Source organism: Stenotrophomonas sp. LGBM10, from assembly GCF_046736075.1.
Classification (GTDB): domain Bacteria; phylum Pseudomonadota; class Gammaproteobacteria; order Xanthomonadales; family Xanthomonadaceae; genus Stenotrophomonas.
The window spans coordinates 1,754,087-1,769,118 of sequence record NZ_CP177163.1 but is presented as its reverse complement, the minus strand read 5'-3'; the positions used below and the strand labels follow the sequence as shown (position 1 = coordinate 1,769,118).

The window sequence follows — 15,032 nt, the reverse complement described above, 5'->3', positions numbered from 1 at the left end:
TCAGTACACGTCGCGGCGGTAACGGCCCTCGTCGAGCAGGCGGTCCACCGCGTCCTCGCCGAGTACCTCGCGAAGGACCGCATCCACGCCCTCGGCCATGCCGTGCAGCGAGCCGCACACGTACACGCTGCCGCCCATCGCCACCCAGGCCTGCACGGCCGCGGCCGCGTCGCGCAGGCGGTGCTGCACGTAGCCGCCGCCGTCGGCATCGCGCGAGAACGCCAGGTCGACGCGGGCCAGGTGCCCCTCGCGCTGCCACGCGGTGATCTCGTCGCGATAGAGATGGTCGCGGGCGCGGGTCCGCTCGCCGAATACCAGCCAGTGGCCGCGGTCGCCCTGCACGGCGGCTTCGCGCAGCAGGCTGCGCAGCCCGGCGATGCCGGTGCCGTTGCCGATCAGCAGCATCGGCGCATGTTCGGGATGGCGGTGGAAGCCGGCGTTGCGGCGCACGCGCGCGTGCACGGTGCCACCGGTGTCCGCATGCACGCACAGCCAGCCCGAGCCCAGCCCATGCTGGCCATCGGGCAGCGACGTCAACCGGATCACCAGGTGCAGGTGGTCGTCGCCCGGCACCGAGGCGATGGAGTACTCGCGATGCGGCAGCAGCGGCAGCGCGCTCACCCAGGCGATGGCGTCGGCCACCGGCGTGGCGGTATCGGGCAGCGCGCGCCCTGCCGCAGCTTCGGCCAGCGTGACAGTGCTGCCGTCCAGCGCGATCGGCTGCGCCGGGTCCAGTCCGTGCCTGGCCAGTACCGCGCGGACATGCGCGGCGTCATGGCGCGGCGCCACCTCGAGGATGTCGCCGGCCTGCCAGTGCGTGTGTGCCGGGGGGAGCAGGGCCACCTGCCAGATCGCCCCTGCCGCGCTGCCGGGGTTGAGCAGGGTGCGTGCGTGCAGCGTCCATGCGTGCAGCGCGGGCTGCAGCGGCAGCGGCGCGTGATCGTCGATGCCGCTGATCGCGGCGAGCTGCTGCTGCCAGCGGGCAAGCGCCTGTGCGTCCTCGCGGTCCACCTCCACCGTGGTGAACAGGCGCTGCGCGCCCTGTGCCTGCAGCCAGGCGTCGACGTTGCGCGAGAAGCCGCAGAAGCGCGTGTACCCGCGATCGCCCAGGCCCAACAGTGCGTAGTCCAGGCCCGCCAGTGGCAGCGAACGCGTCAACAGGCGGCGTTCGGCGGCACGCGCGGCATCCGGTGCCTCGCCATCGCCGAACGTACTGATGACGAACAGCGCCTTGCGTGCCTGCTGCAGGAGCGCGTCATCGAGCTGCCCGAACGGACGCACCTGCACGGCCAGCCCCGCCGCCTGCAGCTGTGCGGCGGCGCGCCAGGCCAGTTGCTCGGCGAATCCGCTCTGGCTGGCGAACGCCACCAGCCATGCATCGCCAGCGCCCGGTGCGGCAGCCACCGGCCGCCGCGAGGCGCGTACCTCGCGCTTCTTCCGGCGGCGGTCCAGGTACAGCATCCAGCCGGTGATGAAGAACACCAGCATGCACAGGCTGGACAGCATCACCACGATGCGCCCGGGCAGCCCGAAGAAACTGCCCGAGTGCAGCGCGAACACGCTGACCATCGCCTTGCCGCCGGCATCCTTGGCCGCATACGGCGCATAGGCGAGCCGCGCGCCGGTGACGGGGTCGATCTCCAGGAGGTCCTGCGCGCGGTCGTGCGCGGCGTGGTCGCCCTGCACGCGTGCGGTGAGCGGCTTGCCCGGCCTGGCCGGGAAGCGCAGGTCGATGTAGCCGCCGCGTACGCCGTCCAACGCATACAGCGTGGCCTGGACCTTGTGCAGATCCAGCGCACCCTGCCCAACCGGGGCCACGCTCTGCCCGGCATCGGCGCCGCCCAGCAGCCGGGTGACGCCGCTGCGGTACCAGTCGAATGACCACCACAGCCCGGTCAGCGCGATCATCAGGTATACCAGCATGACCCACGTACCTGCTACCGAATGCAGGCTCCACAGGAAGCTGCGCCCGCTGCGCGCCCATTCCACCGCCAGCCAGGTGCGCCAGTGCCACCATCGGCGGGGCCAGCGCAGGTACAGGCCGGACAGGCAGAAGAACACCAGCGCGATGGCGCAGCTGCCGGTGACCAGGCCGCCGCGCTCGCCGCTGACGAGATGGCGGTGCAGGTCTTCGACGAAGGCGAAGAAGCGCAGGCCGTGCAGGTCGTCCAGCGAGGCGCCCGTATAGGGGTCGAAGTAGCGCCAGTGTTCCTGGCCGCCCTCGAAGCGCGCCACCGACAGGCGCTTGCCGGTGGCATCCACGCGCAGGCGCTGCATCGCGCGCGGCTGTCCCTGCTGCAGCATCGGCACCAGCTCGGCCAGCGCCAGCGGCTGCGCGCCGGCGTCATGCTGCCGGGCGACGTGCGCAAAGGCCGGGTTGGCCGCGCGCATGATCTCGTCTTCGAACGCCAGCGTGGCCCCGCTCAGGCCCATGACCGCCAGCACGGTGCCGGCAGTGATGCCCAGCAGCCAATGCAGCTGGAACAGAAGGGACTTGAACATGCGGGTGGTTCCGATGGGCGGCAACGGGCAGAACCGCCCGGAAGCAGATGAGAATGGATCGCGTCATTGTTGGGCGCGGTACCCGGAGGGTCAATACACGCGGGTGCAGCCGTTCAGTGCCGCGCCCAGACCTCGATCTCGCCGGGACCGAACGGCCCCAGCTTCTGCTTGACGATGCGCCCCTGCGCATCGACCAGCACGGTATAGGGCAGCAGCCCCTTGTCATTGCCCAGGCGCACGCTGGCGTCGGCCGGGCCGGGGGTATCGAGCACCATCGGGTAGTCCACCGGCACCTGCGCCAGGAACGCGCGCACGCCCTCGGCGGTATCCAGCGCCAGCCCGAGTACCTGCACGCCATCGGCCGGCTGGGCGGCGGCGAAGGCGGCCAGCGCCGGCATTTCCTCCACGCACGGACCGCACCAGCTGGCCCACACGTTGATCAGCAGCGGTCGCCCGGCAAAGCCCGACAGGTCCACCGGGCGGCCGTCCAGGTCGGGCAGGATGATCGCCGGCAGGTGATCGCCGGGGCCGGCCACCGCAACCGGGGGCGGCGCGGTGGGGGCGGCGTCCGGCGGCGTGCCGTGCAGCCAGGTGCCGGCGCCGATGCCGGCGGCCGCCGCAACGGCCGCCACCACCAGGTACCGGCGTGGCAGCCGCATGCTCATCGCGCGGTGCGCAGCAGGGCTTCTTCGACGATGGCCTGGGTCAGCACGGTCGGCAGCACCGTGGGCGGCGCGCCGGGCCCGTACACCACATACAACGGCACGCCCACCGCCTTGTGCTCGTTGAGGAAGGCGGTGAGCTGCTCGTCCACGTTGGTGTAGTCGCCACGCATGTACACCGCGTTGGTGCGGCGCAGGGTGTCCTCGAACGCATGGGTGGCCAGCACCGTGCGCTCATTGGCCTTGCAGGTGACACACCAGTCGGCGGTGATGTTGACGAACACCACGCGGTTGTCCTGGCGCAGGCGGTCGAGCATCTGCGGGGAGTAGGCCACCACGTTGTCGCTGGCCACCTGCGCGGCCTTGGCCGGCGCCGCGAGGCGGGTGACGCCCCACACCGGGTACAGCGCGGCAAGGATCAGCAGCGTGGCCAGCAGGCCGGCCACGCGCTGGCTGCGCCAGCGGCTGCGCTCGAACCACCACAGGGCCAGCGCCAGCACCACCAGGCCGCCCAGCACCAGGGTCATCGCATCCACGCCGCGCTGCTGGCCCAGCACCCACAGCAGCCAGATCGCGGTGCCGTACATCGGGAAGGCCAGCACGTGCTTGAGCGTTTCCATCCACGCCCCCGGGCGTGGCAGGCGACGCGCCAGCGACGGCACGAAGCCGATCAGCAGGAACGGCAGCGCCAGGCCCAGGCCCAGCGCCAGGAACACCAGCATCGCCTGCGGTGCCGGCGCGGTGAAGGCAAAGCCCAGCGCCGGGCCCATGAACGGCGCCACGCAGGGGCTGGCGACCACGCAGGCCAGCACGCCGGTGAAGAAATCGCCGACCGGGCCACTGCGCGAGGCCAGCGACTGGCCGATCCCGCCCAGGCTGCTGCCCAGGGTGAACACCCCGGACAGGCTCAGGCCAACGGCGAACATCAGGTACACCAGCGCGGCGATGAACCACGGGTGCTGCAGCTGGAAGCCCCAGCCTGCGGCCTGGCCGGCCGCGCGCAGGGCCAGCACCAGCCCGCCGATGGCGGCGAACGCAACCAGCACGCCGGCGGTGTACCAGAGCGCATGGCTGCGCGCGCGCTGGCGGCTTTCCCCGCTCTGCGCCACGCCCAGCACCTTCAGCGAGAGGATCGGCAGCACGCACGGCATCAGGTTGAGGATCAGGCCGCCCAGCAGCGACAGCAGCAGTGCCACGACCAGGCTGTTCGGCGTGGCGTCGTTGGTCGGCGGCGGCGTGCGCAGCGCGTTGTCGGCGCTGGCATCGGGCGACGCGTCGCGCTCGGCCTGCGGCAGCGCAGGCTCGTTGGGGCGGATCAGCATCGGCTGGGTGGCGATGCCGTTGTCGGCGCGGTCGCGCGCCTGCGCACGCTTGTCGCGGCTGGGCAGCGGCGCGATCACGTCCTGCTTGACGCCGGCGTCGCCGCTGGCGCCATTGATCTTGCCGGCCGGCAGCGACAGGTTCACCCGCCGTGTCATCGGCGGGTAGCAGATGCCGTCGGTCTGGCAGCCCTGGAAGGTGATGACCAGGGTGGCGTCGGCGGCCTCGGCACGGCTGCGGCGCAGCGGCAGGGGCACGTCGATCTGGTCGAAATACACCGCCACGTCGCCGAAATGCTCGTCGCGGTGCGAGCGTGCGGCCGGCCACTGCGGTTTGTCCGCACGGATGCCGCTGGCGCCTTCCAGCTTCAACGAGGTGCGGTCGCGATACAGGTAATAGCCCGGCGCGGGGCTGAAGCGCAGCAGCACGGTGTTGCCGTCGCCGACGATGGCATCGAAGCCGAACGCCTTCTCCGACGGCAGCGGCAGTGCCTGGCTTGCGCCCGTACCGGGCAGGCGCAGGCCGCCAGACAGCGGGGTGTTGAACGCGGCACCCGGCGTGGCGGCCGGCAGGCCGGGTGCCGCGTCGGCACGGGCCGCGCCGGCGCCGGGCAGTTTTACCTGCAGGGTGCGCTTCTGCGGCGGGTAGCACACGCCGGCATCGGCGCAGCCCTGGTAACGCACTTCCAGGGTGACGGTGTCGGTGCCGTCGGCGGCCTTGCCAGGCAGCACGGCGACCAGACGCTCGCGATAGGTTTCCACTTCGCCGAAGAAGTCATCGTGGTGCTTCTTGCCGGCCGGCATCTGCAGCGCGTCGGCGGCGAAGCCGGCATCCGGCTTGACCGTGGTGCGGTGGCGATAGAGGTAGTAGCCCGGGGCGATGGACCAGCGCACCTCGATGCGATCACGGTCGCGCGCCTGTGCGGTCAGCCCGAACGCCTCGTCCACCGGAAGCAGGTCTTTCTCGCTGACGGCCCAGGCGGGCAGGGACAGCACCAGCAGCGCGCACAGCGCGGCAACACGACGAAGCAGCGTCATCAATCACTTTCCTCACGGGTCTGCGCCCGAATCCAGTCCAGGTACGCCGGCAGGCCGGCGCGGGTTTCGACCGCGATGCACTCGGGGAGTTCATACGGATGCAGGGCCTGCACGCGGGCGATGGCCGCGTCCAGGCGGGAGCCGGTGGTCTTGATCAGCAGCTGGACCTCCAGGTCCTCGCTGACCTGGCCCTGCCAGCGGTAGGTCGAGTGCGCGCCCTCCAGGCGGGTCACGCAGGCGGCCAGGCGTTCGTCCACCAACGCGTGTGCCAGCCGGGTGGCGCAGGCCACGTCGGGGCAGGTGGTGAACAGCAGGAAGACGGGATCGGCGGTCGACATGACCCCCAAGTATAGGGCCGCCGCCGGCCGGCACCCCCGAACCCACAGGTAGTGCCGGCCGCTGGCCGGCAATCCCGAACCCACAGGTAATGCCGGCCGCTGGCCGGCACCCCCGAACCCACAGGTAGTGCCGGCCGCTGGCCGGCAATCCCGAACCCACAGGCACTGCCGGCCGCTGGCCGGCAATCCCGAACCCACAGGTAGTGCCGGCCGCTGGCCGGCAATCCCGAACCCACAGGTAGTGCCGGCCGCTGGCCGGCACCCCCGAACCCACAGGTAGTGCCGGCCGCTGGCCGGCACCCCCGAACCCACAGGTAGTGCCGGCCGCTGGCCGGCAATCCCGAACCCACAGGTAGTGCCGGCCGCTGGCCGGCAATCCCGAACCCACAGGTAGTGCCGGCCGCTGGCCGGCAATCCCGGAAGACCTCAGTTCGCCAACTGGCAGCTCGCCGGCTTGACCGAGGTGAACAAGGCCGGAGTAGCCCACTCGGGGTGGTCGATGAACGGGTTGCGGTTGCCCTGGAAGCTGTAGATCACCTCGTTGCGGGCGCGTTCGGCCGCGTCCGGCGGGTCGGACAGGTGCCAGTCGATCAGGGTCGAGAGCAGGCCCATGTACGCCGGCGACGCGGAGGTCTTGACGATCTTGCTGCGGTCGTCGGTCAGCTCCAGGTCCGGTTCGGACTGCCCGGTCTTGGCGTCCTTGCCGCCTTCATAGCGGATCGCCATGTACATCACCGCCCGTGCCATGTCGCCCTTGCGGTGTCCCCAGACCTCGAAGGTGCCGCCATTGCCGTCCGGTGTGCGCACCCAGTTGGAGTTGCCCGGATAGCCGCCGCTGCCGCCGCCGCCGAAACCGTTGTTGGACTCGGTCGCGCGCTCGCCGCAGTTGCTGTCGCACTTGCCGAACGGCTTGTTGCCGCGGTCGGCGTTCCACTGCGCATCGGTCAGGTACAGCATGTGGGTGTCGGTGTAGGGCGCGTACGGCAGGCCCTTGTCGCCGGTGGTGCTGGCAAAGCCGAGCGAGTTGGGCCAGGTGTGCTCCCGGTTGTAGGTAAGCCCGCTGCCGGTGCCTGCGCGGCCGCTGACCTTGGTGTAGCTGCGGTTGCGGTAGGCGTCCAGGATCTTGCCGCTGTTGTTGGGGTCCTCGTCGGCGATCTCCAGGATGGTCCAGGTGCTGGTGCCCGAGCCGCTGTACGGGTAGGCGGTGTGGCCCTTGATCGTTTCATGCAGCGAGCAGCGCAGCTGGCTCGGGCTGGAGGTGTTGACCCGCGCGTAGTACGCGCCCGGCGTGCCGGGGTCCGGGTTGCCCGGATCGGGGTTGCCGGTCGTGGTGGCGACGGTGAAGGCGATGCGGGTATCCGCCGCCGGGCGGGCGCCCTGGGCATCGGTGATGCGCGTGGCGCGGATGTCGAAGCGGCAGACCTCGCCGGCGACCAGGGCGGTGTTGGTGGAGATCGCGAAGCGCGTGCCGCTGGTGGGATGGCTCAGCGGCACGGTGCCCGACTGGCCGCAGCTGAGCACGAAGGCACCGTTGGCGAGGGTGACCGCCTCGCTGAAGGTCACGCCGAGGTCCGCGGCCGCCGGGAACGTGCTGGCGCCCTGCTCGGGGGTGGTGGCGCGCACCGACGGCGGGGTGTTGGGGCCGGTGCTGCCGCCGCCGCTGAAGGTCTGGCCGGTGTTGCAGGCGCCGAAGGTCTGCGCGGCCGAGGCGGCCCAGGTGAAGTGGGCGTACTGGCTGCCGGTGCCGGTGAGCTGCAGGGAGGTGCCGGGGGCGGTGCTGTTGGTCTCGCTGACCGGGATGTTCTGGCTGGTCAGGCCGGCCGCCGGGCCGCCGGAGGCGGTGATGGTGCCCTCGTAGCTGATGAACTGCACCACCTTGCCGCTGCCATCAACCAGCGCGATCCCGTCGTTGGGCCCGTTCTGCAGGCCGTTGCTGGGGTAGGTGACGGTGGCCAGGGTGGCGCTGCCGCAACCGGCGGCAGTGCCGGCCGGCACCGGGTTGTTGGCATAGACGGTGGCCGCCGACGGGGTGCTGCCGTTGTACAGGTAGAGCCGGTAGTCGGCCAGGTTCTCCCCGGCGGTGGCAACGACTTCGATGGCCTCGCCGACGTCGCCGGCGGGGGTACTGTCGTCGTAATGCAGTTCATTGATGAACACATCGGCCCGGGCGGTGCCGGCGGCGAGCGCCAGCAGGCAGCCCAGGGACAGCGGGGTGAGCAACCTCATCTACGGCTCCTTGTGATTGGGAATTGCTGCCCGAATCTAACTAATCCAAATGACACATCTATCAATGTGTCGTATTCGGCCCGCGCTTATGCGACGCGCGTCAAGATTCGAACTTTCCGCATCGCCCCCCTTGAAAGGCCCGGGGGCAGCACCATCTCTGCCCTGTCCCGCACTGTCGGGTTTTTTCGTGAGCGGTGCTGGCAGTCGCCGGGTGCGAGTGCTAACATCGCCAGACTTTTCCAGACCAATCAATAACTTAAGAGGTCTCACATGAGCATCAAGCCGCTTCACGACCGCGTTGTGGTCAAGCCGATCGAAGCCGACGAAATCTCCGCCGGTGGCATCGTGATCCCCGATTCCGCCAAGGAAAAGTCCACCAAGGGTGAAGTCGTGGCCGTGGGCCCGGGCAAGCCGCTGGACAACGGCAGCGTCCGCGCGCCGTCGCTGAAGGTCGGCGACAAGGTCATCTACGGCCAGTACGCCGGCAGCAGCTACAAGTCCGAAGGCATCGAATTCAAGGTCCTGCGCGAAGACGACATCCTCGCCATCGTCGGCTGAGTTCGTCGCGCCTGGTCCATCTGATCCAACCAAACAATTTGAGGTAAGAGCTAATGGCTGCCAAAGATATCCGTTTCGGTGAAGACGCCCGTTCGCGCATGGTGCGCGGCGTCAACGTGCTCGCCAATGCCGTCAAGGCCACCCTGGGCCCGAAGGGCCGCAACGTCGTGCTCGAGAAGAGCTTCGGCGCCCCGACCATCACCAAGGACGGCGTGTCCGTTGCCAAGGAAATCGAACTGGCTGACAAGTTCGAGAACATGGGCGCGCAGATGGTGAAGGAAGTCGCGTCGCGTACCAACGACGACGCCGGCGACGGCACCACCACCGCCACCGTGCTGGCCCAGGCCCTGATCCGCGAAGGCGCCAAGGCCGTGGCTGCCGGCATGAACCCGATGGACCTCAAGCGCGGTATCGACAAGGCCGTGATCGCCGCCGTCGCCGAGCTGAAGAACATCTCCAAGCCGACCGCCGACGACAAGGCCATTGCCCAGGTCGGTACGATCTCGGCCAACTCGGACGAGTCGATCGGCAACATCATCGCCGAAGCGATGCGCCGCGTGACCAAGGAAGGCGTCATCACCGTTGAAGAAGGCTCGGGCCTGGACAACGAGCTGGACGTCGTCGAAGGCATGCAGTTCGACCGCGGCTACCTGTCGCCTTACTTCATCAACAACCAGCAGTCGCAGTCGGCCGACCTGGATGATCCGTACGTGCTGCTGCACGACAAGAAGATCTCCAACGTGCGCGACCTGCTGCCCGTGCTGGAAGGCGTCGCCAAGGCCGGCAAGCCGCTGCTGATCATCGCCGAAGACATCGAAGGCGAAGCGCTGGCAACCCTGGTGGTCAACACCATCCGCGGCATCGTCAAGGTCGTGGCCGTCAAGGCACCGGGCTTCGGCGACCGTCGCAAGGCGATGCTGGAAGACATGGCCGTGCTGACCGGCGGTACCGTGATCTCCGAGGAAATCGGCCTGTCGCTGGAAAAGGCCACGATCAAGGACCTGGGCCGCGCCAAGAAGGTGCAGGTTTCCAAGGAAAACACCACGATCATCGACGGTGCCGGCGAGAAGGCCAACATCGATGCGCGCGTGACCCAGATCAAGACCCAGATCGAAGACACCTCGTCCGATTACGACCGCGAAAAGCTGCAGGAACGCGTGGCCAAGCTGGCCGGCGGCGTGGCCGTGATCAAGGTCGGTGCCTCGACCGAAATCGAAATGAAGGAAAAGAAGGATCGCGTCGACGACGCCCTGCACGCTACCCGTGCAGCCGTTGAAGAAGGCGTGGTCCCGGGCGGCGGCGTTGCCCTGGTCCGTGCGGTCACCGCACTGGCCGGCCTGAAGGGTGCCAACGAAGACCAGAACCACGGCATCCAGATCGCCCTGCGCGCGATGGAAGCCCCGCTGCGCGAAATCGTGGCCAACGCTGGCGAAGAGCCGTCCGTGATCGTCAACAAGGTCAAGGAAGGCACCGGCAGCTACGGCTACAACGCCGCCACCGGCGAATTCGGCGACATGCTGGAATTCGGCATCCTGGACCCGACCAAGGTGACCCGTTCGGCGCTGCAGAACGCTGCCTCGATCGCTGGCCTGATGATCACCACCGAAGCAATGGTTGCCGAAGCCCCGAAGAAGGATGACGGCGCTGGCGCAGCTGGCGGCGGCATGGGCGGCATGGGTGGCATGGGCGGCATGGACTTCTGATGCAACGGCCGGCCGCCGGCTGGCCCGCATCGGTCCGATAGGTGCCGACCCCCGGTCGGCACGTATCCGCCACGAGACAGGAAAAACCCCGCCGCAAGGCGGGGTTTTTTTGTGGGCGCGTGGCAGGCCTAGAGCGCGCTCGTCGGCGCCTCTGCCTCGCTCTGCAACCAGTGCAGGAACGCGGCGATGGCCGGGTTTGAATCGGCACCGGGCAGAGTGACGGCGTAGTACGCAAACCGCGTGGGCCACGGCTGGTCCAGCGCGATCGCCAGCCGCCCGCTGGCTACGTCGGCCTCCACGTACAGGTCGCGCACCAGCGCGATGCCCTGGCCGGCTTCGGCCGCACGGATCAGCAGCACGTCATCATCGAAGGCCGGCCCGCGCGTGATGCGTGGGTCCGGCGGGAGCCCCAGCGCGCTGAACCACAGCGACCAGTCGCTGCGGTCCGAGTCCTGCAGCAGCGGGTACTGCAGGCAGTCCACTGGCGAGCGGATCGGTGGCCCGGCGGCGAGCAGGGTCGGGCACGCCACCGGCAGCAGCACCGGCGCCGCCAGGGGGCGTGAGACCAACCCGGGATACTCGCCAAGGCCGTGACGGATCGCAATGTCGATGCGGTCGCGACGCAGGTCCACCAGAGTCGAGGAGGCTTCCACCCGCACTTCGATGTCGGGATGCCGTTCGGTGAAGCGCCCCAGTCGCGGCACCAGCCACGACGCAGCGAAACCGGGCACCGTGCTGATGGTCAGTGTCTGCCGCGCATGGATGGCGTCCAGCGCGGCCATGCTGTCCTGGATCTGATCGAACGCCCGCAGCAGCGCCGGATGTACCTGCGCGCCGGCCGGGGTCAACGCGACACCCTGACGCGTGCGCGTGAACAGCGCCACGCCGGTGCGCGCCTGCAGCAGCTTGAGCTGCTGGCTGATGGCACCGGGGGTGACGCCCATGACGGCGGCGGCCGCCTTGAGGCTGCCATGACGGCCGGTTTCGACGAAGGCGCGCAGCGCCAGCAACGGAAGTACAGCGCCCATGACGTTAGATTTTCTCTCTTTTGTGGGCAGGATAAATCGTTCTACAGCAGGCATTGGGCTGCGTAGCATCGCGATCATGTTGAAACGCGGGAGGTTAGTCCAGCTGCGTTTCCCGGCACGCCGCCGCCCCCGTCCATTGCCCCACAGGAGACCGCCGTGTCCCCCGCTTCGCTGCACCTGTACACCGACAGTTCGCCCAACGGCTTCAAGATCACCATCGCGCTGGAAGAACTCGGCATTCCCTACACGCTGCACCACGTGCGCATTGCCGAGGGCGAGCATCGCCATCCCGACTACCTGGCACTGCATCCGCACGGCCGCATCCCCGTGCTGGTGGACGAGGCGGCCGGCATCACCGTGTTCGAGTCCGCCGCCATCCTGTTGTACCTGGCCGAGCAGAGCGGACGCCTGCTGCCGCCCACGCCCGCCGCGCGCTGGGCGGCCATCACCTGGCTGATGTTCCAGTCCGCCAGCGTCGGGCCGATCCTTGGCCAGCGCGTGCACTTCGAGATGTTCGACGCGCAGCCCAACGCCGCTGCCATCGCGCGCTACCGCAACCTGAGCGCGGCCTTCTTCGCGACGCTGGATCAACGCCTTGCGGGCAATGTCTGGCTGGCCGGCGAGACGTACTCCATCGCCGATATCGCCGGCTACGGCTGGACCCACATCGCGCGGATCATCGACATGGATTTCAGTGCCTACCCGCACCTGAGCGCGTGGCATGACCGCATGTCGCAGCGGCCGGCGGTGCAGCGTGGCGTACAGCGTCCCGAACCGGCAACCGGCCCTTGATCCAGGAGTTCCAACGATGACGCTGTTGACCGATATCGCCGCGATGCCGGCGCCCCTGACCGGCGCCTCCGCCCCTGCGTTCGCCCACCACGCCGGCTACCAGCGCATGTTCCGCGAGGGCGCGCTCACCCTCGGCATCTTCCTGCCGCTGCGCGTCTACCAGGGCGACATGCAGGTGCTGGCCGGCCAGGCGGATATGGTGCGCCAATTGGACCACGATGGTTTCGCCGCGACCTGGGTGCGCGACGTGCCGCTGTTCGATCCGCTGTTCGGCGACGCCGGGCAGGTGTTTGATCCCTTCACCTATCTGGCCTTCCTTGCCGCGCGTACCGAGCGGCTGGCGCTCGCCACGGGCAGCGCGATTTTCACGCTGCGGCACCCGATCGACCTGGCCAAGGCGGCCACCCTCGACCAGCTGTCCGGCGGGCGCCTGGTGCTGGGTATCGCCTCCGGGGATCGACCGGTCGAGTTCCCCGCCTATGGTCTGGATCACGCCACACGTGGCGAGCGCTTTGCCGCGTCGGTCGCCTACGTGCGCCAGCTGATGCAGTCCGGCCCGCTGCAGATCGACTTGCCGCTGGGCGTGCTGCAGGGCGTGGAACTGCTGCCCAAACCGGTGGCCGGCGCGATTCCGCTGCTGGTGACCGGCACCTCCCGGCAGACGCTCGACTGGGTGGGGCAGCACGCCGATGGCTGGCTCACTTATCCCGATGCGACCCACCATGCCGGTGGGCCGCAGCGTCTGGCGGAGAAGATCCGGGCGTGGCGCCGTCTCATTCCCGACGGTGGTTTCCGGCCGCATGTCACCAATGAATGGCTGGATCTGGTGGAGGACCCGCACCATCCACGCACCCCGCTCAATGGCGGCTACACGCTGCGGACCGGCCGCAACGGGTTGATCGACCTGCTCGGCGAGTGGCAACGGGCCGGCGTCAACCACGCCGCGCTCGGCATCCAGTTCTCGCGGCGGCCCGCCGCAGAGGTGCTGCAGGAGCTGGCCGAGTACGTGCTGCCGCTGTTCCCCTCGCATGACGGGCCGCCCGCAGCGCCCGTGCGCTGGTAACACGCAGGCCCCATCGCCAGCCCTCAGCCGGCGGAGGGGCGCTGCAGGCAGATGCGCGCCGCACCGGCGGTGATGTCCACCTGGCTGTCGAGCATCGCGTCGGCACCCAGGATCAACGCCGGCCGATCCTCCAGTCCAATTGCCTTGAACACCGGCAGCGCGCTGATCCGTACCTCGAAGGCCGGATGCTGCCACGCGCCACTGCGCAGCGCGGGCAGGGTGTACAGCCAGCTTGGCTGAGGCTGCCCGCCCAGCCCCTCGGTGCCTTTCTCGCGCGGCACCACCCGCGGATCGCTGCCATCGGTGCGCAGCCCCAGGGCCTGCGCGGCGGCGGCGTTGAGCACGGTCTGCGCGGCCCCGGTATCCACCACTGCAATCGCCTCGATGCCGGCGTCGCCCAGGCGGGTGGTGATGAAGCCGAAGCCCTCCAGACCCCGACGTCGTTTCGGCATCGCATTGGCCTGGCAATGGGGCCCCCCGGCGAGCTGGCCGGCCGTCCACAACTGCAGTTCCTTCGCGGCAAAATCCCAGCGGGTATCCCAGCGCCGCGTGAGGTCGTTGCCGAGAATGCCGTCAACGGTGACCGCCTTTTCCGGCGCGGACAGGCGTGACAGGTCCGAGTGCATGCCCACGATCTTCAGCGTCATGCTGCCGATCGCCCAGTCGGCCTGCCGCATGCGGTTCGCCGTGGCGCTGCTGGCGGACGCGCCGCGGATCTGCCCGGTGGTCGGGTTGCCGACGTCTTCCAGACCGTAGCGGCGGGCGATCCGGCTGTCGACCAGGGTGGCTCCTGCGGCGCTGTCCACCACGAACCGCAGCGGCTCTGCGCGTCCATCCAGGCGCACGGCGATGGCAGGGTGCATCGCCTGCATCCACATCGGCAGCACATGTTCCGGTGCTGTGGCGGCGGGGGCGATCGGGGCGGTGGGGACGGCCGCGGCCGTGGCGGCAAACAGCGGGAGCAGGGCAGGGTGCATGGGAAATCGCCGTGGAAAGGAGGCGTCATTGACCCGCATTGCCGTATCGCGGGAATGTCCGCGTTGATACCGTGCCGATACAGAGCTGCCCGATACTGCACGCATGAACGCAACCGCCGACATCATCGTGGTCGACGATGACACCAGCATCCGCGACGCCCTTGCCGAGTGCCTGGAAGGGCACGGATTCCGCGTGCGCGTGGCCGCCGATGCGCAGGCGCTGGACCGGTTGCTCGCGGTCCAGCGCCCCGACGCGATCATCCTGGACTGGATGATGCCGGGTGAGGACGGCCTGTCGGTCTGTCGACGGCTGCAGGCCCGTGCCATTCCGATCCTGATGCTGTCGGCGATGGGGGCCACGCCGGACCGCGTCATCGGCCTGGAAATGGGGGCCGACGACTATCTGGCCAAACCCTTCGATCCGCGCGAGCTGATCGCGCGCGTGCGCGCGCTGCTGCGCCGGCAGGACAAACTGCGCGGGCAGGCGGTGGTCGAGCTGCGGTTCGCCGGCTGGCGCCTGCTGCCGGAGCAGCGTCGTCTGTGGGCACCCGATGGCACCGAAGTGCTGCTGAGCCGTGGCGAGTTCGCGCTGCTGCAGGCGTTGGCCGAGCGTCCCGGCCGGGTGCTCGACCGCGAGCGGTTGATGCAGCTCACCCGCGGCGACGCGCATGACAGCGTGGACCGCGCCGTGGATCTGGCCATCAGCCGTCTGCGTCGCAAGCTGGCGCAGGCGGCTGCCGGCGGCGAGGCGCTCGTCCACACGCTGCGGGGCGAAGGCTACCGGTTCGACGCCACCGTGGAGACGCTGTGACCCGGCGCTGGTCCA

12 protein-coding genes are annotated in these 15,032 nt (G+C 69.3%); 5 read left to right on the top strand and 7 right to left on the bottom strand.

Annotated features, from left to right (window positions below):
* The 5 genes from ACLB90_RS07465 to ACLB90_RS07445 all read right to left on the bottom strand — a co-directional run bounded on the left by ACLB90_RS07465 (position 1) and on the right by ACLB90_RS07445 (position 8,085).
* Positions 1-2,502 carry a PepSY domain-containing protein gene (locus ACLB90_RS07465; protein ID WP_411852327.1) on the bottom strand — a complete coding sequence of 834 codons (2,502 nt, stop codon included), beginning with the start codon at positions 2,500-2,502 and terminating at the stop codon, positions 1-3.
* A 113-nt stretch (positions 2,503-2,615) separates the two neighbouring features.
* Entirely contained in the window at positions 2,616-3,161 is a 546-nt protein-coding gene (locus ACLB90_RS07460; RefSeq protein ID WP_411852718.1) for a TlpA disulfide reductase family protein, read from the bottom strand.
* A 2-nt stretch (positions 3,162-3,163) separates the two neighbouring features.
* The gene (locus ACLB90_RS07455) at positions 3,164-5,521 is read right to left on the bottom strand and encodes a protein-disulfide reductase DsbD domain-containing protein (RefSeq protein ID WP_411852326.1); all 2,358 of its coding nucleotides are present in this window, start codon (positions 5,519-5,521) and stop codon (positions 3,164-3,166) included.
* A complete protein-coding gene (gene cutA / locus ACLB90_RS07450) occupies positions 5,521-5,859 on the bottom strand; it encodes a divalent-cation tolerance protein CutA (protein ID WP_411852325.1) in 339 nt (112 codons plus the stop codon). Before cutA ends, ACLB90_RS07455 begins: the two co-directional genes overlap by 1 nt.
* Positions 5,860-6,285: 426 nt before the next feature.
* On the bottom strand, positions 6,286-8,085 hold the full coding sequence (locus ACLB90_RS07445) for an endonuclease (protein WP_411852324.1): 1,800 nt from the start codon (positions 8,083-8,085) through the stop codon (positions 6,286-6,288).
* A gap of 270 nt (positions 8,086-8,355) precedes the next feature.
* On the opposite strand from ACLB90_RS07445, the gene ACLB90_RS07440 reads away from it, so the two are divergent.
* Together ACLB90_RS07440 and groL are read left to right on the top strand one after the other, a co-directional pair.
* On the top strand, positions 8,356-8,643 hold the full coding sequence (locus ACLB90_RS07440; RefSeq protein WP_411852323.1) for a co-chaperone GroES: 288 nt from the start codon (positions 8,356-8,358) through the stop codon (positions 8,641-8,643).
* A 53-nt stretch (positions 8,644-8,696) separates the two neighbouring features.
* A complete protein-coding gene (gene groL, locus ACLB90_RS07435) occupies positions 8,697-10,346 on the top strand; it encodes a chaperonin GroEL (protein WP_411852322.1) in 1,650 nt (549 codons plus the stop codon).
* A gap of 128 nt (positions 10,347-10,474) precedes the next feature.
* Here groL and ACLB90_RS07430 read toward each other — a convergent pair whose 3' ends face one another.
* The gene (locus ACLB90_RS07430; protein WP_411852321.1) at positions 10,475-11,374 is read right to left on the bottom strand and encodes a LysR substrate-binding domain-containing protein; all 900 of its coding nucleotides are present in this window, start codon (positions 11,372-11,374) and stop codon (positions 10,475-10,477) included.
* 156 nt (positions 11,375-11,530) lie between these two features.
* Between ACLB90_RS07430 and ACLB90_RS07425 the strand changes: the two genes are divergently transcribed.
* Positions 11,531-12,166: a glutathione S-transferase family protein gene (locus ACLB90_RS07425; protein ID WP_136004512.1), complete on the top strand. Its 636-nt coding sequence runs from the start codon at positions 11,531-11,533 to the stop codon at positions 12,164-12,166.
* Positions 12,167-12,182: 16 nt separating this feature from the next.
* Positions 12,183-13,229, top strand: a complete 1,047-nt coding sequence (locus ACLB90_RS07420; RefSeq protein ID WP_411852320.1) for an LLM class oxidoreductase — start codon at positions 12,183-12,185, stop codon at positions 13,227-13,229.
* A gap of 23 nt (positions 13,230-13,252) precedes the next feature.
* On the opposite strand, the gene ACLB90_RS07415 is transcribed toward ACLB90_RS07420, so the two are convergent.
* Positions 13,253-14,206 (bottom strand): retropepsin-like aspartic protease, encoded by a 954-nt coding sequence (locus ACLB90_RS07415; protein WP_411852319.1) that lies wholly within the window; start codon positions 14,204-14,206, stop codon positions 13,253-13,255.
* Between the two features lie 103 nt (positions 14,207-14,309).
* Between ACLB90_RS07415 and ACLB90_RS07410 the strand changes: the two genes are divergently transcribed.
* The gene (locus tag ACLB90_RS07410) at positions 14,310-15,017 is read left to right on the top strand and encodes a response regulator (protein WP_411852318.1); all 708 of its coding nucleotides are present in this window, start codon (positions 14,310-14,312) and stop codon (positions 15,015-15,017) included.
* Positions 15,018-15,032: the final 15 nt, after the last annotated feature.

Coding starts and splice junctions, on each gene's coding strand:
- ACLB90_RS07465 (WP_411852327.1), bottom strand. CDS start 2,502: ATGTTCAAGTCCCTTCTGTTCCAGCTGCATTGGCTGCTGGGCATCACT.
- ACLB90_RS07460 (WP_411852718.1), bottom strand. CDS start 3,161: ATGCGGCTGCCACGCCGGTACCTGGTGGTGGCGGCCGTTGCGGCGGCC.
- ACLB90_RS07440 (WP_411852323.1), top strand. CDS start 8,356: ATGAGCATCAAGCCGCTTCACGACCGCGTTGTGGTCAAGCCGATCGAA.
- ACLB90_RS07445 (WP_411852324.1), bottom strand. CDS start 8,085: ATGAGGTTGCTCACCCCGCTGTCCCTGGGCTGCCTGCTGGCGCTCGCC.
- ACLB90_RS07410 (WP_411852318.1), top strand. CDS start 14,310: ATGAACGCAACCGCCGACATCATCGTGGTCGACGATGACACCAGCATC.
- ACLB90_RS07420 (WP_411852320.1), top strand. CDS start 12,183: ATGACGCTGTTGACCGATATCGCCGCGATGCCGGCGCCCCTGACCGGC.
- groL (WP_411852322.1), top strand. CDS start 8,697: ATGGCTGCCAAAGATATCCGTTTCGGTGAAGACGCCCGTTCGCGCATG.
- ACLB90_RS07430 (WP_411852321.1), bottom strand. CDS start 11,374: ATGGGCGCTGTACTTCCGTTGCTGGCGCTGCGCGCCTTCGTCGAAACC.
- ACLB90_RS07415 (WP_411852319.1), bottom strand. CDS start 14,206: ATGCACCCTGCCCTGCTCCCGCTGTTTGCCGCCACGGCCGCGGCCGTC.
- cutA (WP_411852325.1), bottom strand. CDS start 5,859: ATGTCGACCGCCGATCCCGTCTTCCTGCTGTTCACCACCTGCCCCGAC.
- ACLB90_RS07455 (WP_411852326.1), bottom strand. CDS start 5,521: ATGACGCTGCTTCGTCGTGTTGCCGCGCTGTGCGCGCTGCTGGTGCTG.